Origin of the sequence: Rhizobium ecuadorense, assembly GCF_001187535.1 — a bacterium.
Lineage (GTDB): Bacteria > Pseudomonadota > Alphaproteobacteria > Rhizobiales > Rhizobiaceae > Rhizobium > Rhizobium ecuadorense.
On record NZ_LFIO01001733.1, the window covers coordinates 24,302 to 44,684 of the forward strand.

General features: G+C 61.1%; 20 protein-coding genes. 12 read left to right on the forward strand and 8 right to left on the reverse strand.

The window, feature by feature from the left end; all coding sequences use genetic code 11:
* Positions 1–16 precede the first annotated feature (16 nt).
* The 3 genes from AF337_RS33350 to folE all read right to left on the reverse strand — a co-directional run bounded on the left by AF337_RS33350 (position 17) and on the right by folE (position 2,201).
* Positions 17–979 carry a patatin-like phospholipase family protein gene (locus AF337_RS33350; protein ID WP_049735396.1) on the reverse strand — a complete coding sequence of 321 codons (963 nt, stop codon included), beginning with the start codon at positions 977–979 and terminating at the stop codon, positions 17–19.
* Positions 980–1,108: 129 nt separating this feature from the next.
* Complete coding sequence (gene hisI / locus AF337_RS33355; RefSeq protein WP_049735397.1) at positions 1,109–1,561, reverse strand: phosphoribosyl-AMP cyclohydrolase; 453 nt, start codon at positions 1,559–1,561, stop codon at positions 1,109–1,111.
* Positions 1,562–1,586: 25 nt separating this feature from the next.
* On the reverse strand, positions 1,587–2,201 hold the full coding sequence (gene folE, locus AF337_RS33360) for a GTP cyclohydrolase I FolE (RefSeq protein ID WP_049735398.1): 615 nt from the start codon (positions 2,199–2,201) through the stop codon (positions 1,587–1,589).
* A gap of 310 nt (positions 2,202–2,511) precedes the next feature.
* Here folE and AF337_RS33365 point away from each other — a divergent pair, with 310 nt between their 5' ends.
* The 5 genes from AF337_RS33365 to thrS all read left to right on the forward strand — a co-directional run bounded on the left by AF337_RS33365 (position 2,512) and on the right by thrS (position 8,765).
* Positions 2,512–2,958 (forward strand): iron-sulfur cluster assembly scaffold protein, encoded by a 447-nt coding sequence (locus AF337_RS33365; protein WP_049735399.1) that lies wholly within the window; start codon positions 2,512–2,514, stop codon positions 2,956–2,958.
* A 5-nt stretch (positions 2,959–2,963) separates the two neighbouring features.
* Positions 2,964–3,368, forward strand: a complete 405-nt coding sequence (gene yidD / locus AF337_RS33370; protein ID WP_049735400.1) for a membrane protein insertion efficiency factor YidD — start codon at positions 2,964–2,966, stop codon at positions 3,366–3,368.
* A gap of 5 nt (positions 3,369–3,373) precedes the next feature.
* Positions 3,374–3,901 (forward strand): DUF1697 domain-containing protein, encoded by a 528-nt coding sequence (locus AF337_RS33375; protein WP_049735401.1) that lies wholly within the window; start codon positions 3,374–3,376, stop codon positions 3,899–3,901.
* Positions 3,902–4,017: 116 nt separating this feature from the next.
* On the forward strand, positions 4,018–6,618 hold the full coding sequence (locus AF337_RS33380) for a tetratricopeptide repeat protein (protein WP_049735402.1): 2,601 nt from the start codon (positions 4,018–4,020) through the stop codon (positions 6,616–6,618).
* Between the two features lie 140 nt (positions 6,619–6,758).
* Entirely contained in the window at positions 6,759–8,765 is a 2,007-nt protein-coding gene (gene thrS / locus AF337_RS33385) for a threonine--tRNA ligase (RefSeq protein WP_049735403.1), read from the forward strand.
* 255 nt (positions 8,766–9,020) lie between these two features.
* On the opposite strand, the gene AF337_RS33390 is transcribed toward thrS, so the two are convergent.
* Positions 9,021–10,121, reverse strand: a complete 1,101-nt coding sequence (locus AF337_RS33390; protein ID WP_049735617.1) for a hypothetical protein — start codon at positions 10,119–10,121, stop codon at positions 9,021–9,023.
* Between the two features lie 113 nt (positions 10,122–10,234).
* On the opposite strand from AF337_RS33390, the gene AF337_RS33395 reads away from it, so the two are divergent.
* The 5 genes from AF337_RS33395 to AF337_RS41295 all read left to right on the forward strand — a co-directional run bounded on the left by AF337_RS33395 (position 10,235) and on the right by AF337_RS41295 (position 13,389).
* Complete coding sequence (locus AF337_RS33395; RefSeq protein WP_049735404.1) at positions 10,235–10,819, forward strand: nitroreductase family protein; 585 nt, start codon at positions 10,235–10,237, stop codon at positions 10,817–10,819.
* Positions 10,819–11,430, forward strand: a complete 612-nt coding sequence (locus AF337_RS33400) for a flavin reductase family protein (protein WP_049735405.1) — start codon at positions 10,819–10,821, stop codon at positions 11,428–11,430. Before AF337_RS33395 ends, AF337_RS33400 begins: the two co-directional genes overlap by 1 nt.
* Positions 11,431–11,536: 106 nt before the next feature.
* Positions 11,537–12,682, forward strand: a complete 1,146-nt coding sequence (locus AF337_RS33405; protein WP_049735406.1) for a DUF2336 domain-containing protein — start codon at positions 11,537–11,539, stop codon at positions 12,680–12,682.
* A 108-nt stretch (positions 12,683–12,790) separates the two neighbouring features.
* Positions 12,791–13,099: a type II toxin-antitoxin system RelB/DinJ family antitoxin gene (locus AF337_RS33410; protein ID WP_049735407.1), complete on the forward strand. Its 309-nt coding sequence runs from the start codon at positions 12,791–12,793 to the stop codon at positions 13,097–13,099.
* A gap of 53 nt (positions 13,100–13,152) precedes the next feature.
* The gene (locus tag AF337_RS41295) at positions 13,153–13,389 is read left to right on the forward strand and encodes a type II toxin-antitoxin system RelE/ParE family toxin (protein ID WP_244471370.1); all 237 of its coding nucleotides are present in this window, start codon (positions 13,153–13,155) and stop codon (positions 13,387–13,389) included.
* Positions 13,390–13,408: 19 nt separating this feature from the next.
* Here AF337_RS41295 and AF337_RS33420 read toward each other — a convergent pair whose 3' ends face one another.
* Positions 13,409–13,819, reverse strand: a complete 411-nt coding sequence (locus AF337_RS33420; protein WP_049735409.1) for a hypothetical protein — start codon at positions 13,817–13,819, stop codon at positions 13,409–13,411.
* 126 nt (positions 13,820–13,945) lie between these two features.
* Between AF337_RS33420 and AF337_RS33425 the strand changes: the two genes are divergently transcribed.
* The gene (locus tag AF337_RS33425; protein ID WP_049735410.1) at positions 13,946–14,404 is read left to right on the forward strand and encodes a GNAT family N-acetyltransferase; all 459 of its coding nucleotides are present in this window, start codon (positions 13,946–13,948) and stop codon (positions 14,402–14,404) included.
* 42 nt (positions 14,405–14,446) lie between these two features.
* On the opposite strand, the gene AF337_RS33430 is transcribed toward AF337_RS33425, so the two are convergent.
* The 3 genes from AF337_RS33430 to parE all read right to left on the reverse strand — a co-directional run bounded on the left by AF337_RS33430 (position 14,447) and on the right by parE (position 19,201).
* Positions 14,447–15,643 carry an AI-2E family transporter gene (locus AF337_RS33430; RefSeq protein ID WP_049735411.1) on the reverse strand — a complete coding sequence of 399 codons (1,197 nt, stop codon included), beginning with the start codon at positions 15,641–15,643 and terminating at the stop codon, positions 14,447–14,449.
* Between the two features lie 115 nt (positions 15,644–15,758).
* Positions 15,759–16,898, reverse strand: coding sequence for an esterase-like activity of phytase family protein (locus AF337_RS33435; RefSeq protein ID WP_049735412.1), 1,140 nt, complete (start codon positions 16,896–16,898; stop codon positions 15,759–15,761).
* Positions 16,899–17,095: 197 nt separating this feature from the next.
* Positions 17,096–19,201 carry a DNA topoisomerase IV subunit B gene (parE, locus tag AF337_RS33440; protein WP_049735413.1) on the reverse strand — a complete coding sequence of 702 codons (2,106 nt, stop codon included), beginning with the start codon at positions 19,199–19,201 and terminating at the stop codon, positions 17,096–17,098.
* 219 nt (positions 19,202–19,420) lie between these two features.
* Here parE and AF337_RS33445 point away from each other — a divergent pair, with 219 nt between their 5' ends.
* Positions 19,421–20,320, forward strand: a complete 900-nt coding sequence (locus AF337_RS33445; RefSeq protein WP_049735414.1) for a phospholipase — start codon at positions 19,421–19,423, stop codon at positions 20,318–20,320.
* Positions 20,321–20,383: the final 63 nt, after the last annotated feature.

A 20,383-nucleotide genomic window follows, 5' to 3' on the forward strand; every position in this document is an offset into this window, starting at 1 on the left:
TGTAAGGGGCTGGGCGTCAGGGCTGGCTGGCGTAGATTTCCTGCATGCGTTTGATTTCGGGGAGCCTGGCTCTCGCTTCCTCGTAGCCGCGTTCGATCGCCTCGCCGGCGCGGTGGAATTCGGAAAGGCCGATATAGCTCAGACGCGGCTGCAGCGAAATATCCGGCGGGTCGCCGGCAAGGCGGGCGCGGGCGATCCTATCCTGGATGATGTTGAAGGCCTGCACCATGACGCCGGTCATGCCGAGACGGGCATAGGGCGCCTCTTCCTGCTTCTGCACTTCCTGGGGCGAGAGGCTGGCATTGTGCCGGACGACGGCCGAGCGGCCATAGAGATCGTAATTGAGATTGACGGCGACGACCAGCGGCTGCTCGTAGGCGCGGCAAACGGAGACGGGAACGGGATTGACCAGCGCGCCGTCGACCAGCGTGCGGTGATTGCTGCGTACCGGCTCGAAAATACCGGGCAGGGCATAGGAGGCGCGCAGCGCCGTAATCAGCGAACCATTGGCGATCCAGACCTCATGGCCGGTATTGACCTCGGCGGCGACGGCGACGAACGGCCGGTCGAGATCTTCGACGTTCAGGCCTTCGAGATGTTCCTGCATGCGCTTGGTTAGCCGCATGCCGCCGAACAGGCCGCTGCCGCCGATGGTGAGATCGAGGAGACTTGCGATGCGCCGCATCGTCAGCGAGCGGGCGAAAGTTTCGAGTTCATCGAGTTTGCCGGCGAGATAGCAGCCGCCGACCAGCGCGCCGATCGAAGTGCCGGCAATCATGCCGATCTCGATTTTTGCCTCGTCAAGGGCGCGCAGCACGCCGATATGGGCCCAGCCGCGGGCCGCTCCACCGCCAAGTGCGAGTGCGATCTTGATTCTTTTGACGGGAGCTGGAGGCGGGATCGTCTCGATCGTGGTCGACATGCCGGAACCGGAACCCTCGCCTTCGGAGCTTTGACGATGCAAATTCCAGCTCAGCATGGCGCTCTCCCTCCCAGCAGAACACTTGGGTTTCGATAGTGTGCCCGATCAGTTTCCAAATGGTATATAGAGGCGACTTCTGGCGCAATAAGGAGCAGATGCCGGGAAATTCCGACTCTGTTTCCGAGCCTATTTTCCGTAAACGTCCTGCGGATCGAAATGACGCTCGTCGTCGACGATATCGAGCATCGGCTTCCCGTCTTGAAGCGTGATCGTGCGATAGAAGCAGGAGCGGCGGCCGGTGTGACAGGTGGCATCATGGCCGGCGACCTCGACCTTCAGCCAGATGGCGTCCTGATCGCAATCGGTGCGGATTTCCTTGACCGTCTGGAGATTGCCCGAGGTCTCGCCCTTCTTCCATATCTTGCCGCGCGAACGGCTGAAATAATGGGCCGTGCCGGTCTGGATGGTAAGCGCCAGCGCCTGGGCGTTCATATGCGCCACCATCAGCAGTTCGCCATCGCCGGCGTCGGTGACGATCGCGGTGATCAGGCCGCGGTCGTCGAATCGCGGCGTGAAATCGCCGGCGTCTTCCAAGGCCGACTTGTCTTCGGATGGTTGATTGAAGATCAGTTGACTCATCGCGGCCCTCCTGAGGGAGCCGGTATCAGCGGCTCCGCACCATGGTCATGAAACGGGCCTGATCGGCCGGCTCGGTCTTGAACGTACCCGTAAACGTCGTCGTCAAGGTGGTCGAGCCCTGCTTCTGAACGCCGCGCATCGCCATGCACATATGTTCGGCCTCGATCATCACGGCGACACCACGTGGGTTGAGCGTATCGTCGATCGCCCGGGCGATCTGCGCCGTCATCGTTTCCTGCGTCTGCAGGCGGCGGCCATAGATCTCGACGACACGGGCAATCTTCGACAGGCCGAGCACACGGCCATCAGGCATGTAGGCGACGTGCGCCTTGCCGATGATCGGCACCATATGGTGTTCGCAATGCGAGAAGAACGGAATGTCCTTGACGAGGACCATGTCGTCGTAGCCGGCGACCTCCTCGAAAGTGCGGCCGAGCACGTCTTCCGGCGCCATGTCGTAACCGGAAAAAAGCTCGCGGTACGATTTGACGACACGGGCCGGCGTTTCGATCAGGCCTTCGCGCGCCGGGTTCTCACCGGCCCAGCGCAGCAGGACGCGAACGGCTTCCTCCGCCTCCTGCTGGGAGGGGCGATCGGAATCGCGGTTCGTCTGCGGAAAGTTCTTAACGATGGCGTCCATGAACAATGGTCTCCTGGTCCGCACCGCGGACCCATCTGTCGGAATCGCCACTGGTCAATCCCATGCGGGAATTCATGCACCTTTGGCAGGCTCCGGGGCTTTCGAGGTGCATTCAACACCTGTCCGGCACGGTTTCCCAATCAAACTTACACGAGGCCATTGCATTTTAATGGCCTTCGAACGACATACATATAGGAAGACGGCCATCGTATGTAAGTATCCTCAGATGACACGGTGTGTTTTTTGTTTCAATAACAATAACAGCCCTTATTGAGGCCGATCCGCAGCGATTTTGGAGCGGAAATCCAACATGGACGACATCTACAACAGCAAGATCCTCGAATTCGCCGGCAATATTCCGTTGACCGGCACATTGGCGGATGCCGATGCGAGCGCCCAGGCCTATTCGAAGCTGTGCGGTTCGAAGGTCAGGATCTGGCTGAAAATGGACGGCGATACCGTCACCGGTTTTGCCCATGACGTGAAGGCCTGCGCCCTCGGCCAGGCCTCGTCCTCGATCATGGCGCGCCATGTCGTCGGCGCGACATCGGGCGAATTGCGCCAGGCACGCCAGGATATGCTCGCCATGTTGAAGGCGGATGGAGCCGGGCCCGAGGGACGGTTCGAGGACATGCGCTATCTGCTGCCGGTGCGGGACTACAAGGCCCGCCATGCTTCGACGATGCTGACCTTCGATGCGGTCGTCGATGCGATCGGGCAGATCGAGGCGAATCGGGCTGAGTTTGTCGAGGCGTAACTGAGATGTGCGAGTTCTGCGCGCTGCAGGCAGGCGATGAGGACGACGGTGGCGCCGCCGGGCCCGACAAGCCGCGTGAAAAGGCCGCACGTATTTCCCGCAATTATACCGGTCCGTTCCGTAAGACTCCCGACCGTCTGCTCGGCATGGGGTTCATCCGTCTCTACCAGTTGACGCTTTCCGGCTTTGTCGGCAATTCCTGCCGCCATATCCCGACCTGCTCCGAATATGGCTACGAGTCGATCGCCCGTCACGGCCTGTGGGCCGGCGGCTGGATGACGCTGTTTCGCGTCGGCCGCTGCGGCCCCGGCGGCACCAGCGGCCTCGACCGGGTGCCGGAGATGCTGGACGACAAATTCCGCTGGTGGACGCCGTGGCGGTATTTCTTCCTCGGACGCAAGAGAGAGTGAGGGCCATGGGCATGTTCGTCGCACTTCTGCACAGCATCGTCCTGACGCCCGACCGCCGCGTCATCATGGAAGATCTGCGCGCGCTTGCCAAAGAGCTTGGCTATCGCGAGCCGCGCACCCTGGTTTCCACCGGCAATCTGGTTTTCGAGGCCGACGACGTCAGGCCGCACGAACTCGAGGTCGCGCTGGAAGAGGGGTTCGAAGAGAAATTCGGCAAACATGTCGATATCATCGTGCGCAGCGACTGCACCTGGATGGCGCTTTGCGGCACCAATCCTTTCAGGGACGGCAGCGGCGACCAGGTCATTGTCCGGGTGATGAGGCTGCCGGTCGATCCTGAGAAGGTGGAGGCGCTGAAACCGCTGATGACGGAGGGACAGCGCATCGCCATCGTCGGCGGCGATCTCTGGATCGATTTCGCCGGCAAACCCAGCCAATCCAAATTGCTTTCGGCACTGACGACCAAGCGGCTCGGCATCGGGACGATGCGCAATTGGAACACGGTGTGCGGCCTGACGGACATGCTGTTCTAGATGCAGGAAGAGCACGGTCTTTGAAAGTTTTCACCGCGAGTTGAAAAATGCACTTGCAGTTGAATAAGTCGCGGATATCTGTGTATTTCCTCTCCTGGTTTTGAAAATCCGCGCAAATGAAGTTTTTCACTTATCTCGCAACCGCGTCACTTCTTCTCGTTGTCTCCATTGTCAATTCTCCCATAACCTGGGCGAGTGGCGCGGACCTTACATCCGGCGCCAGGTGCCGCCATCTGGCGCGTGATGAAGTAGAAATCAACAATCTCGCTTACTGGCGGGATGCGCTTGCCGCTTGCGAAGCCTATTTGGAGGCAGAACCAAGCTCCATCGACGCCCGTTATTTCTGGCTCGCCAGCAAGTTCAATCTTCAGCAATATGAGCCGGCACTTGCCGGATTCGAGGAATTGGCGGCCCAGGGGCACGCTCCCTCCATGGATTATCTGGCGGCGGCATCTGCTTACGGTTTCGGACGTGAGCGCGATTTCAATACCGCGCTGTCCTGGCTGAGGAAGGCAAGAGAAGCAAACGATCCGCGCTCCGCCGATTATCTCGGAGAGATGTATAAGCTGGGATGGGGAGTTCCGCAGGACTTCGTCATGGCGCGGTCCTATTTCGAACTTGCAGAACGGCTGGGCTATGTTCCGGCCAAGAGATCGCTTTCCTGGATGTATCTGGATGGGGTCGGTGTTTCGGTCGACGCCGAGCGAGCTTTCGAATTGCTTTCAGCCGCAGCACAAAAGGGCGATGAGAGAGCGATAACGGACATCGCATTCCTTTACACAAGAGGTATTGGAACGGAAAAGAACGCCGAACGCGCTGTTACCATGCTGGACGATCTGGTGCGGAGAGGCTCCGCCGATGGGATGAGGACCCTTGCTCGATTTTATCTGAAAGATGGGGACAAGGCGCAGAAAAAGACGGCGCTCGATCTCCTCGAGAAAGCCGTGGTGCTTGGCGACGGCAGCGCGATGAGGACGCTGGCAGACGTTTACATCGCGGGCAAGGAAACGGAGCGAGACTTCGCGAAGGCAGAGGCCCTGCTGGATCAGGCAATTACGCAACGGATAATCGCTGCCTATCGCGGCAAGGCTGGGCTTTTCCTGAACATGCCCGATCCGCGCTATGACCAAGCCATGTACTGGATGAAAGAAGCCGCCTCTCGCGGAGATGCCCGTGCCATGGCGGATGTGGGCAGTATATATGAGCAGGGTAAAGGTGCGCCGGCAGACGAAGGCGAAGCCCGCATCTGGTATGAAAAATCTGCCGAACTCGGAGATTCAAGCGGTGCCCGACATTTCGGCCAATCGCTCTATATGGGAACGGGTGGTCCTCGCGACGTCGAAAACGGTGTTAAGTGGCTCGAGAAGTCGGCTGCTTCGGGCGACACCTATGCCATGCGGATCCTTGCCTACGGTTATGAAAACGGCAGCGGTCTTCCGAAGGATGCGGTGAAAGCTTTCGAATGGTTCCAGAAGGCGGCCAACGAAGGAGATGAGGACGCATATCTTGAAGTCGCGGACCGTTCCTATGACGGTACGGGTACGACTGTCGACGCCAAAAAATCCTTTGCCTGGTATTTCAAGGCCGCCGAAAGTGGTTCGGCCAAGGCCCAATATTGTGTTGGGCTTATGTATGAAAGAGGCGAAGGTACTGCTCAGGATTCGAGAGAAGCCGTACACTGGTTCAAGGCCGCTGCGGAGAACGGATATATCGAGGCCTTCGCCGAGCTTGGCGAAATGTACGCCAATGATGCCAATCTGCCACGAGACGACGGCAAGTCGATCGACTATCTGGAAAAAGGCGCGGCCGCTGATAACGCCACGGCGATGATCCTGCTCGGCATCAAATATGAGGATGGCGATGGGGTCGTTCGCGACTATGCGAAAGCGATCGAGTGGTACGAAGCCGCGGCGAACAAGAAATCTGCCGACGCGATGTACAGGCTCGGGACTCTCTATCGAGGAGCGGATGGAAACCTGAAGGATTTCGGCAAGGCTCTGGAATGGCTGACGAAGGCCGGGGCCTATGGAAATGCGAAAGCCCAATACTCCCTGGGCGATATGTACGAATATGGGCAGGGCGTGCCTATTGATCGCTCCAAGGCGCTCAGCTGGTTCATGATGGCGGCCTTCAAGCAATATCCTGAAGCGATGAACGCCGTCGGCTATTACTACCAGAACGGCATTGGCACCAAAGAGGACCAGACCATCGCCCGCAACTGGTTTCAGAAGGCGGCCGATGCGGGATCTGCGGCCGGCGCTCTTAATCTTGCGTGGTATTACGAGAACGGCAAGGATCAAGACCAGGCTATCGCATTCCAATATTACAAGAAATCCGCCGAGCTGAATTCGGCCGGCGGCATGTTCGCGCTCGGGCGTTTCTACGACGATGGCCTCGGAATTGCTGTCAACCGGCAAGAAGCCATCAAATGGTATCTCCGAGCCGCTGACGCGGGCTACCGAAGAGCCGCCTATCGACTTGCCTATGCTTACGATGCGACCTTCAGCTCCGACAATGCGGCCGAGAACATCCTTCTCGCGATCCAGCAGGGCGACAGGCAGATTACCGATGAGTTGAAGGCTTTTTCGCCTTTCACCCGCACAGCGCTAAAGAGGAGCCTGTCACGGCGCGGCCTTTACGATGGGTCTATCGACGATGAAATCGATCAACCCTTGAAATCGGCTCTCAAGAGCTATGCGGGAAGCTATGGCGGATAGGCGCTGTGTTTCGTTTCGCCTCGCTTCTCCTTTACTAGCGCCGCAAATCTGAGTATCAGGCGGCGGCGCATCCAAAGAACGGAGGCGCTTGCGTTTCAACCACCCGCATTCGTTGGCGGGACTGGACAAGGAGAATTTCGATGTCTGAAGCCATTTCCCTGACATTTCCCGATGGTTCCGTGCGCAGCTTTCCGGCTGGCGCAACCGGCAGGGATGTCGCCGAATCCATTTCCAAGTCGCTCGCCAAGAGCGCAGTCGCCATTGCGCTCGACGGCGCCGTGCAGGATCTTTCCGATGCCGTCACCGATGGCAGGATCGAGATCATCACCCGCAAGGACGGCCGCGCGCTGGAGCTCATCCGGCATGATGCTGCGCACGTCATGGCTGAAGCCGTGCAGGAGCTCTGGCCCGGCACGCAGGTGACGATCGGCCCGGTCATCGAAAACGGCTTCTATTACGACTTCGCCAAGAACGAGCCCTTCACGCCCGACGATCTGCCGAAGATCGAGAAGAAAATGAAGGAGATCATTGCCCGCAATGCGCCCTTCACCAAGCAGATCTGGTCGCGCGAGAAAGCCAAGGAAGTCTTTGCCGCCAAGGGCGAGCAGTACAAGGTCGAGCTCGTCGACGCCATCCCGGCTGGCCAGGATCTGAAGATTTACAATCAGGGAGAGTGGTTCGACCTTTGCCGCGGCCCGCATATGGCCTCTACCGGCCAGGTGGGCACGGCCTTCAAGCTGATGAAGGTTGCCGGCGCTTATTGGCGCGGCGACAGCAACAACGCCATGTTGTCCCGCATCTACGGCACGGCATGGGCCGACCAGGCCGATCTCGACAACTACCTGCACATGCTGGCGGAAGCCGAAAAGCGCGACCATCGCAAGCTCGGCCGCGAAATGGATCTGTTCCATTTCCAGGAGGAAGGCCCGGGCGTCGTCTTCTGGCATGGCAAGGGCTGGCGCATCTTCCAGGCGCTCGTCTCCTATATGCGTCGCCGGCTCGCGGTCGATTATGAAGAGGTCAACGCGCCGCAGGTACTCGATACCGCGCTCTGGGAAACCTCGGGTCACTGGGGCTGGTATCAGGAAAACATGTTCGCTGTGAAATCGGCGCATGCGATGACGCATCCGGAAGACAAGGAAGCCGATAATCGCGTCTTTGCGCTGAAGCCGATGAACTGCCCCGGCCACGTGCAGATCTTCAAGCACGGGCTGAAGTCCTATCGCGAACTGCCGATCCGTCTGGCCGAATTCGGTCTGGTGCATCGCTACGAGCCTTCGGGCGCGCTGCATGGGCTGATGCGCGTGCGCGGTTTCACGCAGGACGACGCGCACATCTTCTGCACCGACGAGCAGATGGCCGCCGAATGCCTGAAGATCAACGATCTGATCCTGTCGGTCTACGAAGATTTCGGCTTCAAGGAAATCGTCGTCAAACTTTCCACCCGGCCGGAAAAGCGCGTCGGTTCCGACGCACTCTGGGATCGCGCCGAAGCCGTAATGACCGACGTGCTGAATACAATCGAGGCGCAGTCCGAGGGCCGCATCAAGACCGGCATTCTGCCGGGCGAGGGCGCCTTCTACGGGCCGAAGTTCGAATATACGCTGAAGGATGCGATCGGTCGCGAATGGCAGTGCGGCACGACGCAGGTCGATTTCAACCTGCCTGAGCGATTCGGCGCCTTCTATATCGACAGCAACTCCGAAAAGACGCAGCCGGTGATGATCCATCGCGCCATCTGCGGCTCGATGGAACGCTTCCTCGGTATCCTGATCGAAAACTTCGCCGGCCATCTGCCGCTCTGGGTGTCGCCACTGCAGGTGGTGGTCGCGACGATCACTTCGGAAGCCGACGCTTACGGGCTTGAAGTGGCCGAGGCGCTGCGCGAGGCCGGTCTCAACGTCGAGACCGATTTCCGCAACGAGAAGATCAACTACAAGGTCCGCGAACATTCGGTCACCAAGGTGCCTGTCATCATCGTCTGCGGCAGGAAGGAAGCCGAGGAGCGCACGGTCAATATCCGCCGCCTCGGCAGCCAGGACCAGGTTTCGATGGGGCTCGACGCCGCCGTCGACAGCCTTGCCTTGGAAGCGACGCCGCCAGACGTCCGTCGCAAGGCCGAAGCAAGGAAAGCCAGGGCGGCCTGATAAACGCCTCTATCCGACAGCGCCGGGCTACGGCGCTGTCGGAAATCTGATCAAAGGCCGCGATATTGCCGTCACGATCATGCAGCGAATAAACACGCTGCAATGCGCTTCAAAGAATTTCCCATGCCAAAGATGGAACGCGCGCTCGGAACGCTTCCTGTCTGGACGGTCAGCGGCGCTATCATGAGCCTCTCATGTCAGCGGTGCTGCCGAAGCGCGCCCGTCCCGGCTGAGCCGAGACCGCTTGCGGTACAATCAATCGAGACTGGAGTCGTCGCCGCCTTGCGGCGCGAGCTGTTCGTAGGACGGGAGTGGCGCCACCGGAGCCGGCTGGACGCCTGGCGGCGGCGGCGTGCCGACAGGCACTTGCTGCACCGTGCGGGCCGCGTCGTTCACCGGCGGCTGCGGCTGCTGGTCCTTCATCAGAACCTCGACATCGGTATTCCTGCCGGCGACGACGGTGAAATCGCGCTGGTAGATCTTGTCCTTGTTGCGGGCGACGGCGGAATATCCGCCTTCGGCGAGAACCATGGTCGGGAAGGCGCTGACGCTTTCGCCGACGCTGTCGCCGGCCGCTGTCAGGATCGACCATGCCGTATCGGCGATCGCCTCGCCGCCGGCATCGGAGACCAGCTTGAAGGTGACCTGCGCGGCGCGATGCTGGATCGTCGCTTCGGTCAGCTTGCCGGCTTCGACCTGGATATCGGCGCGGATGACGGCATTGACGCTGCCATATTCGGAAACGATGTGATAGGTGCCGGCATTGAGACGGACGACGGTGTTCGGCGAGACATCGGCCACGACGAGGCCGCGCTCGCCGTCGTCGCGCACTTCCGAGGAATAGATCGAGAAGCTCAACTGGTCGGGGCGGATGCGGGCATCGGTGCCGGAGACGGCATTGAGCAGCAGGCCGCCGGCATCGAGCACCATCACCTGCTTGTCGACCTCGCCGTCAGCGGGCACGGTCAGTTTCTTGGTGACGCCGGCGCGGCCGAAAGAGACGTTGACGAAATAATCGCCGGGAGCGAGCTGGAAGGCAGCGGGTCCGCCCTTGGCGCTGGCAATCAGCGGCAGCTTGCCGTCGGCTCCGGCGATCGGGCTGAAGACATACCAGGAGAGGCCCTCTTCGACCGGCGTGCCGTCCGCCGTCAGCTTGGCTTCCATCGGCACGTCGCGCAGCTTGACCCCTTCGGCCGCAGCACCCGGTGCGATGAAAGCATCGAGCTTCGGCATCTTCGACGTCGATTCAAGCTGTTTGAACTCCTTGAAGGCATCCTGAGCGCCGGCGCCTGGAGGCGTCAGGATCGTCAGGGCAATGGCAAGGCCGATGCGTGCAAAAGGCGAAATGCCAAACATCTGTTTCGTGAACCGATTGACTTCTGAAATCGCAAAGGCCACTTCAAGACCAACGCGATGGCAAATTCAAGACCCGCCCATTGCAGCAGCATAAAAATGAGAGTTTCTCCCGCATGAAATCCGATATCAAGCTGATCGACTACCTCGCCGTGCGCCGCTCCATCCCCGCGTTCCAGATGTGCGAACCAGGCCCGGAGAAGGCCGAAATCGAGGAAATCCTGCGTCTTGCCTCGCGTGTTCCCGATCACGGCAAGATCGCGCCATGGCGCTTCATCGTCTATCGCGGAGATGAGCGCGCCCGCCTCGGCGAAGAGCTTCTGACCTTGGCACTTCAGACGAAACCCGAGCTTTCCGAAGAGATGATCCAGGTCGAGCGCGCCCGTTTCACCCGTGCGCCGGTGGTGGTTGCCGTCGTCAGCAAGGCAGGACCGCATATCAAGATCCCGGAATGGGAGCAGTTGATGTCGGCCGGCGCGCTTTGCTTCAACGTCATCCTCGCCGCCAATGCCAGCGGTTATGTCGCCAACTGGCTGACGGAATGGTTCGCCTATGACGAGCGCGCCTATCCGCTGCTCGGCGTCGGGCCCGACGAAAAGGTGGCGGGCTTCATCCACATCGGCTCGACGACGTTTCCGGCCATCGAGCGGCCGCGGCCGGAGCTTGCCGATACCGTGACCTGGGTCGGCGGGGAGAACTGATGTTTTACACCACCGACGAGAACCGGCACGGGCTGGCGCATGATCCGTTCAAGGCGATCGTGTCGCCGCGCCCGATCGGCTGGATCGGCAGCAAGGGCAGGGACGGTTCGATCAACCTCGCCCCCTATTCCTTCTTCAATGCCGTTGCCGACCGCCCGAAGCTGGTGATGTTTTCGTCCGCAGGGCGCAAGGACAGCCAGCGCAACGCGGCCCAGACCGGCGTCTTCACCTGCAATTTCGTGGGTCGCGATCTCGCCGAGAAGATGAACCTTTCCTCGGCGGCGCTGCCCTATGGCGAGAGCGAATTTGCTTTCGCCGGGCTGACGCCGAAGCAGGCCGAGCTCATCGACGCGCCCTATGTCGGCGAGGCTTTCGCGGTGCTCGAATGCAGGGTCACCGAGATCATCGAGCCGAAGACGCTGTCGGGCACACCGTCGGAAAACGTCCTCGTCTTCGGTGAGGTGGTCGGCATCCGCATTGACGAGGCGATCGTCAGGGATGGCCGTCTCGACATGTCGATCGCTCGGCCTTTGGCCCGTATGGGCTACATGGATTACAGCGAAGGCAGCGATGTTTTCGAGATGATGCGGCCGCACCTGCCGAAGGTTTAGATCGGCCGCAAGGCATATAAAGGCTTAAGAAATATGGTGAACCAATCTTAAACCTTTTGCCGCTACCGTCGCAGCATTGAATGAAACGCGAGGGAATCGCGTTCAAGTGCTGGGGCGTCGCGTGATCGTAGAAGCTTTCCTTCGTTGGATCGAAACGGCCAAGACCGGTGACCGGGCCCGGGCCGCAAACGCGCTCGGGCGGGCCTATCTGCAGTCCGAGATGACGGTGGACGAACGGGCGGCGGCCGAGATGGCGATGACCTTTCTGCTCGACGATCCGTCGCCGCGCGTGCGGCTGGCGCTTGCCGAGGCGATCGCCTGGTCACCCGATGCGCCGCGCAGCCTGGTCCTTTCGCTCGCCGAAGACCAGCCTGAGGTCGCCTGCCATGCGGTGACCTGTTCGCCGCTGTTGGGCGATGCCGATCTCGTTGATCTCGCCGCGCGCGGCAATGGCGCCACCCGCATGCTGATCGCGGCGAGAGCGCATGTGACACGCCCGGTTTGCGCAGCGCTTGCGGAGGTCGGCGAGGAGGAAGAGCTGCTCTGCCTGCTCGAAAACGACGGTGCGGCAATCTCCGGCCAATCCCTGAAACGTATCGCCGAGCGGCTCGGCGACGGCTGCGACATCCGCAACCTGCTTCTCGAGCGCAGCGATCTTCCTGCCGATGCCCGCCAGCTGCTGACCCAGCATGTCAGCAATGCGCTGGTCGGGCTGCCGCTCGCCCAGGCAGCGATCGGCCTGCAGCGGCTGCAGCGCATCAGCCGCGAGGCGACCGAGGCCGCTGTCGTTTCGATCGCCGGCGACATCGCGCCGCGCGAGATACCCGACCTCGTCGAACATCTGCGCCTCAACGGCCGGCTGACGCCGTCCTTCCTGATGCATGCGCTCTGCGCCGGCAAGGTGGATTTCTTCGCCGGAGCGATCGTCAATCTGACGGGGTGCGGTGAGCGCCGGGTGCGCTCGATCCTGGCGACCGGACGCATGCATGCCGTGCGCGCGCTCTACGAGTCCGCCGGTCTGCCCAGGGACATCAGTGTGATCTTCGTCGAGGCGACGATGCTGTGGCGCGAGGCCGCCAGGAAAGCACCGGGCAGCGTGCTCGGTACCGTCTGTGGCCGGCTTCTCGAAAAATTTCGTCACCACGACGGCGCCCATGGCGCGGTCGGTGAACTGCTCGATATGGTGGAAAAGCTTTGTGTCGCCGAACAGCGGCAATCGGCCCGCGTCTATGCGGCGCTAGCGGCTGCATAAATTCAAAAATCGCTCGCACTGCTCGTCCCCCTGCTGGGATAAGATTGATCCTGGCTGGCATATGTCATTCAATTGCATTACATTGAAGCATATCCAAGGAGACCCCGCATGGCATCAAACGCGCTCGTCCAAACTCGCATAGATGCTGCCGTCAAGGATCGCGCTACGGCTGTTCTGGAAGATATGGGCCTGACAGTCTCGGATGTCGTCCGCATTTTATTGACCCGCACCGCGAATGAGGGGGCTCTGCCGCTCGAACTTATCAGCAACAGCGACGCTTATGACACATGGTTTCGTGGAAAGGTCCTTGAAGCTCTCAATGACACGCGAGCCGATGTTGATGATGCCGAGGTCGAGGCTAGCTTCGAGAAGAGGCGCGCGGCCGCAATGCGGAAGAGCCAGGTAGCTGGATCGTGAGGCTTGTCTGGGCCAGGTACGCCTTATCCGACCGAGATAATATTTTCACATAAATCGAGATCGAGAATCCAAGGGCGGCAGTCCATGTCGACCAGAAAATCGTTTTTGCCGTTCGTCGCCTCGTCGAATTTCCGGAAAGCGGAAGACCGGGACGGATCGCAGGTACGCGGGAGTTGGTCATCCCAGGCACGCCCTATATCGCCGCATACGTCGTGCAGGAGGACCGAATCCGGATCCTTCGCGTCCTCCACGGCGCCCAGGTTTGGCCTGGCGACATTTCAACTGAATGAGTTTGCGGCCGCGCTCTGCTCAATCGGCGAGCCGCGTCACCACCCAGGAGTAGCTGGCGGAGACGAAATGCACCGGTTTGGCGAGCGTGTCCTTGACGCTCCTGCCGGAGGGCAGATGGTCGCGGACCTTTCCAGCAATGTCGTCGGCAAAACCACGCAGTCCCTGCGGATGCTGCTCGGCGACTTCGGGTGCGGCCGGCGGTACGGGCGCCGGTTTCGGCGGCTCGGCGGCGGCGAGCGCTTTCGGTGCCTCGCAGACCGCGATCACCGAGGGATAGCTGACATTGGCATAGGTTTTCAGCCGGCGTTCGGCTTCGGCATCGCAGGCGGCAACCGTCTCCCAGCGCTTGTCCACGGTCGCGATATAGGTGCACTTGCTGATAGAATCGTCGCAACCGAGAATGGTCATCGCGATCAGCACCGCTTGCATATTCTGTCTCCTTGGCTATTGAGCATGTCATCGTCTTAGAGGGCGCAATTCCAACCGAATGAAGGCAAGGGCATTAACTCTTGGTCATCTCGGGATAATTGTGCCTGCCCGGCAGAAAGAAGCAGCATGTCCGTCACCATCGCCCTGGAGCCGCCGCGTCAGGACGGCGTCATCCGCCTTCTCGATCTTTCCGATGCCTATGCGCAGTCGCTCTATCCCCCAGAGAGCAACCATCTGGTCGACCTTTCCTTGCTGGAAAAGCCGTCAGTGAGCTTCCTGGTCGCGCGCAACGGCGATGCGATCGTCGGCTGCTGCGCGCTCGTCGAGGCTGGCGACGGCACCGCCGAAATCAAGCGCATGTTCGTCGATCCCGAGGCGAGGGGCCTGAGGATTGCCAGCGGCCTGATGCATGCGATCGAAGCGATCGCTGGGGAGAAGCAGCTGTCGGCAATCCGGCTCGAAACCGGCATCTACCAGCCCGAGGCGATCGCGCTCTACCGCAAATACGGTTACCGGGACATCGAGCCTTTCGGCAGCTATCTGCCGGACCCGCTCAGCCTGTTCATGGAAAAGCGGCTGGGATGACGGTCTGCAAAGGCCGGTTCAGCCTTCGGCAATAGGGCCTTTTCAGCCTTCGGCAATACGGGGGATTGCCGGTGGGGCTTGCTCGTCGATGAGAACCTGCGGTCCCGTTTCGCCCTTATCGGCGCTGCGGGCCTCGTGGATCCATTCGCGCCAGATGGCGACGATCAACGCCATCAGCACCGGGCCGATGAAGAGGCCGAGGAAGCCCATTGTCTTGACGCCGCCGACAAGCCCGAAGAAAGTCGGCAGGAAAGGCAGCTTGATCGGACCGCCGACGAGCTTCGGCCGCAGAGTTTTGTCGACGATGAAGAGTTCGACCGTACCCCAGACGAAGAGACCGATACCGGCGACATGCGAGCCGCTGGCCAGCAGATAGATCGAGACCAGCGTGAAGGAGAGCGGCGCGCCGCCCGGGATTAGCGCCATCACGCCCGTCAGCACGCCGAGGGTTACCGGTGACGGCACGCCGGCAATCCAATAGGCAAGCCCGAGCACGATGCCTTCGCCGATCGCAATCAGCGTCATGCCCATGACGGTGGAGCTGATCGTCGCCGGCACGACGCGGGAAATACGCTCCCAGCGGTTCGGCAGTATGCGCTCGCCGAGCATGTCGATCTGCTTGGAGAAGGAAAAACCGTCGCGATAGACGAAGAACAGCGCGATCAGCATGAAGAGCAGCGTCAGCAGGAGGTGGAAGGCGCCGCCGCCGGCCGCAAGCACGGCACGGTAGATATTGCCGATATTGGCGCCGCTGACCGCCTGGATGACCTCGCCCAGGGCGCCGGGGCTGCCGATATATTTGGTCCAGACTTCATCGAGATAGGCGCCGGCCCAAGGCAGCGCGACGATCCAGGCCGGTGTCGGGGCTCCGGCGCGGTTGGCGTGGATTGCCCAGGCAACCCAGGTGCGCACTTCACCTGTCGTATAAGTGACCGCAAGCCCGATCGGGATGACCAGGAAGGTGACGATCATGATGATGGCGATGGTCGCGGCAACCGTCGTATTGCCGCCGACGCGGGCAAGAAGCTTACGGTAGAGCGGCCAGCTGGCGAAGCCGATGACCAGCGCTGCCAGCACCGGCACGAGGAAACCGTAGAAGAAGTAGACGCCGGCCGCGACGATCAGAACCAGCAGCCAGCGGGCCGCCGAGATGGAGGGAATCAGCGGTGTGCGTGTCGGCGCCGACGAGCCGAGCCATCGCGGTTCATGATTGCTTTTCTGACGGTCGAACACACCCACACGCGCCTCTTCTTTTTCTTGTCCTCTGGTTATGGGCCATCGACCCGGCTGTTTCAAGGTCCGCACCCCGAAAGCGTATACAAAGCGTCGCTATTCGGCCGTCAGACCGCGCGTCTTACTGCTGCGGACGCTTGAGAAGCTTGAAGGCGTAGAATTGCGTCTTCTGGGCGGTCGAGAAATTGTTGTCGGAACCGAGAATGAGCACGTCGGTGCCGTCCTTGGCTTTGCCCAGCGACATCGCCTCGATATTGTCGGGGACGAGCCCGATTGCTCTCAAATCAAGGACCTGGCTCTTGCGGGCGGGGACGACGCGCTGGTCGGTTTTGGCGAGCGAAGCGATGGCGGATACGTCAGTGGCACCGGCCAGATCCATCATCATGATCTTGATGGTGTTGCCGTAGCCCTGGGCATAGCTGCGCTCGACGGCGAGCAGGCGGTGATCGTCAAGTGCGAGCAATTCCGACATGCCGTTATCGTTGCCGCCGTCGGGTTTGGCGGCGGCCTGCGGGATCGGTGAAACCGGATAGACGTACTGAGCCTTCGGTTGGCCGGTTGCACCGTCATAACGGATGATGCGCGACAGGCTGCCCTTAGTCAGCGAGGGGTTGGGGCCGTCCTGATAGAGGGCGGCTTCGACGCCGACGAAGACATCGCCCGAGGGTGCCACGGCCAGATCCTCAAAGGCGAGGTTGTCGCGAATGCCGGTCGACTTGTCGGCTGTGGGAGTAAAGCCTTCCGGCAGCTTGAATTCGCGCAGGAAGGAGCCGTCCGCAGCCGTGACGCGGATGAAGGGCGGCAGCAGCGCCTTGCCGTCGCCTTCGCTGCCCCAATAGATGCCGTCCTTGCCGAGGCGGATCGATTCCGGATCGACGGTTCTCGCGGCGAAGGGCTCGCCGTTCTTATCCTTCAGCGTAGTCTGCTTGACGATGGAGACGCCCTTGAGGCCCGAGTCATCGACATCCACATCGAGTTCATAGAAGCGGGCAGGTGCCCTTTCCGAGCGGTCGTCGCTGATGGCGAGATAGTGGCCGGTGGCGGCATCAAAATCGAGGCCGGAAATGCCGCCGAATTCGACGTCGTTTTCCATATGGCCGGTGGGGATGACAAATTCACCGAGATAGGAGAGCGAAATGCCGGCGGCGCAATCGCCGAAGGGGCAGGCCGTTTCGAAGCTGGCCCCAATATCTGTGGCGCTGGCGGTGACGGTGCTGGACAGGAAAACGAAAGCGGCAGCCGCGAGAAAACGCTTGGTCATGGCAAAATCCGGCAATGGGTTGAAAAACGGTTCGAACCGGCGCAGCCGCTCTTCTCAGGAGAAGGCCGCACGCCGACCGCTTCATGCGCCGGTTGTTTGACGGAGTCGTTACCGTTCTTCGTCAGTTCCGTGAAATCTGAAATGCTAAAGCGCGTCGCGCCGAACGGTATCTATTCCAGTTCGGCGCCGTATATGTCTTAAATATCGAGGTTTTCAGCGAAGGCCGCGCGTTCCTGGATGAAGCGGAAGCGGGCTTCCGGCTTGGTGCCCATCAGGTCGTCGACGGCGCTGCGGGTGCCCTCGAAATCCACCTCGTCGATCAGCACCTTCAGCAGGGTGCGTTTGGACGGATCCATCGTGGTTTCCTTGAGCTGGGCGGGCATCATCTCGCCGAGACCTTTGAAGCGGCTGATCTCGACCTTGGCCTTGCCCTTGAACTCCGTCTGCATGAGCTCGGCGCGATGATTGTCGTCGCGGGCATAGGCGGATTTGGCCCCTTGGGTGATCTTGTAGAGCGGCGGCACGGCGAGGAAGAGGTGGCCGCCGCGCACCAGCTCCGGCATCTCCTGATAGAAGAAGGTGATCAGCAGCGAGGCGATATGGGCGCCGTCGACGTCGGCATCGGTCATGACGATGATGCGTTCGTAGCGCAGGTCTTCGTCGCGGTATTTCGAGCGGGTGCCGCAGCCGAGCGCCTGGATGAGATCGGCGAGCTGCTGATTGGCGCCGAGTTTTTCGCGGCCGGCGCTGGCGACGTTGAGGATCTTGCCGCGCAGCGGCAGGATCGCCTGATTGGCGCGGTTGCGCGCCTGCTTGGCCGAACCGCCTGCCGAATCGCCCTCGACGATGAAGAGTTCGGCGCCTTCGGCGGTGTTCTGCGAACAATCGGCAAGCTTGCCGGGCAGGCGCAGCTTGCGCACCGCGGTCTTGCGGTTGACTTCCTTTTCCTTGCGGCGGCGCAGGCGCTCCTCGGCGCGCTCGATCACCCAGTCGAGCAGCTTGGCCGACTCATTCGGGTTATCGGCAAGGTAATGGTCGAAGGGATCGCGCAGCGCGTTCTCGACGATGCGCTGGGCCTCGACGGTCGCAAGCTTGTCCTTGGTCTGGCCGACGAATTCCGGCTCGCGGATGAAGACCGACAGCATGCCGACGGCCGAGATCATCACGTCATCGGTGGTGATCTGCGCGGCGCGCTTGTTCTGCGTCAGCTCGGCATAGGCCTTCAGGCCCTTGGTCAGCGCGATGCGCAGGCCGGCCTCATGCGTGCCGCCTTCAGGAGTCGGGATGGTGTTGCAATAGGAATGCACCTGCGGATCGCCGCCGTACCAGGTGATCGCCCATTCCATCGAGCCGTGGCCGCTGGTTTTCTCGGTCTTGCCGGCGAAGATCTCGCGGGTGACGGTGAACTCCTTGCCCATCGTCGCCTGCAGGTAATCCTTCAGGCCGCCGGGGAAATGGAAGACCGCCTTGTCAGGCACCTCTGAACCTTCGGGCAAGACGCCCGGCTCGCAGCTCCAGCGGATTTCGACACCGCCGAACAGATAGGCCTTCGAGCGCGCCATCCGGAACACCCGGGCGGCGTCGAACTTCATGTGATCCCCGAAGATCTGGGGGTCGGGGTGGAAGCGCACGCGGGTACCGCGGCGATTGTGGACGTCGCCCAATTCTTCCAGGCCGCCTTGCGGCAAGCCGCGGGAGAAGCGCTGGCGGTAGAGCTTGCGGTTGCGCGCCACCTCAACTTCGAGGTCGTCGGAGAGCGCGTTGACGACCGAGACGCCGACGCCGTGCAGGCCGCCCGAGGTCTCATAGGCCTTGCCGTCGAATTTTCCGCCGGCATGCAGCTTGGTCATGATGACTTCGAGCGTCGACTTGCCCGGCACCTGCGGATGGTTCTCGACCGGGATGCCGCGGCCATTGTCGGAGACGGTGAGGTAACCCTCGAGGTCAAGATAGACCTCGATGAAATTGGCGTGTCCGGCGACCGCTTCGTCCATCGCGTTGTCGATGACTTCAGCAAAGAGGTGATGCAGCGCCTTTTCATCGGTGCCGCCGATATACATGCCCGGGCGCATGCGCACCGGCTCGAGGCCTTCGAGGACGCGGATCGACGAGGCGCCGTATTCATCGGCGTTTGACGCGGCGGGTGCCGGGCGCGCAGAGGCTCCAGCAGAGGGGGCTCCAGCAGCAGGCGGGGCAGCGGCGGGCGCAGCCGTCACCGCTGGCCGTTCGGCCGCAGGCTTCTGCGCCTCCTCGCGTTTTTCAGAGAGGGGCATTCCGGAAAAGAGGTCGTTGCTATCGTCCATGGAGCCGTTCAGATCTTCATCCTGTCTTGGGTCAGGCTTGGGGCTTGCATCCGCCGCCGACCCAAAATCACCGCATTTCATGTCACGTTTGCGAATCAGGCAGATTTTGCCAGAAAGCACCTCTATACGCGACACCGCCAGTTTTGGCGGCTTTTCACACATGATTTGCGTTGCCGGGCGCGGAATGGCAAGCGGCGGCAGGCTTCAGGAACCATCCGAATGCGAATGTCCACAAGTCATTGCACCATCATCACTGCAATTGCGGCCTTTTTCCTGTCCGCGGCTCTTTTGTTGGCTGTCGGGCCGGCGAGGGCGGGCGACGCGCTGCCGCCGTTCAAGGACGATCTGTTTTCGCAGCAGGCCATCTTGCAGACGGGCGATGACGGCGCCTTCGAGGTCATCGACTATGACGAGATGCGCGATATCAACGGCCGCGACCAGATCCCGCAAAAGCGGGTGCAGCAGAAATATGTGGCGCTCGGCATCCGCCAGGCCCAAGTCGACGAGACCCTGTCTCTCGACGGCGTCAGGCTCGATGTCACCAGGGTGGGACAGGTCCAGAATGCCGCCTTCACGGTGATTTTCATCCATGGCCGCGACGGTGACCGCCGGCTGGGCGCCAACGACTACAGCTTCGGCGGCAATTTCAACCGGCTGAAGAACCTCGTCGCCGGCAATGGCGGCGTCTATTATTCGCCGACGGTCAGGAGTTTCGACAGCAACGGCGTTGCGGCAATCGCCGGCCTGATCCGCTATGCCAGCGCCCAATCGCCCGGCCGGCCGATCATCCTGTCCTGCGCCTCGATGGGCAGCCAGGTCTGCTGGGGCATTGCCCGCGACGAAGGCAGCGTCAAGCGGCTGAAGGGCATGCTTGTCATGAGCGGCGTCACCGATCCCGATTTCACCAGGAGCGCCTTCTACAAAGCGAAGCTGCCGCTCTGGTTCGCCCATGGCAGCCGCGACCCGGTCTATGCCGCCAGCACACAGCAGGCGCTGTTCGAAAGCCTGCACAAGGCCAAATATCCGACGCACTTCACGTTATTTCAGACCGGCAATCACGGGACGCCGATCCGGATGATCGACTGGCGCCGGGTCTTGAATTGGATTCTTGCCGGCTAGCAGTTGAATTTCGGAGAAATATAGGCGGGATCGCCGAGATTCCCCTTACGTCAAGGGCATGAT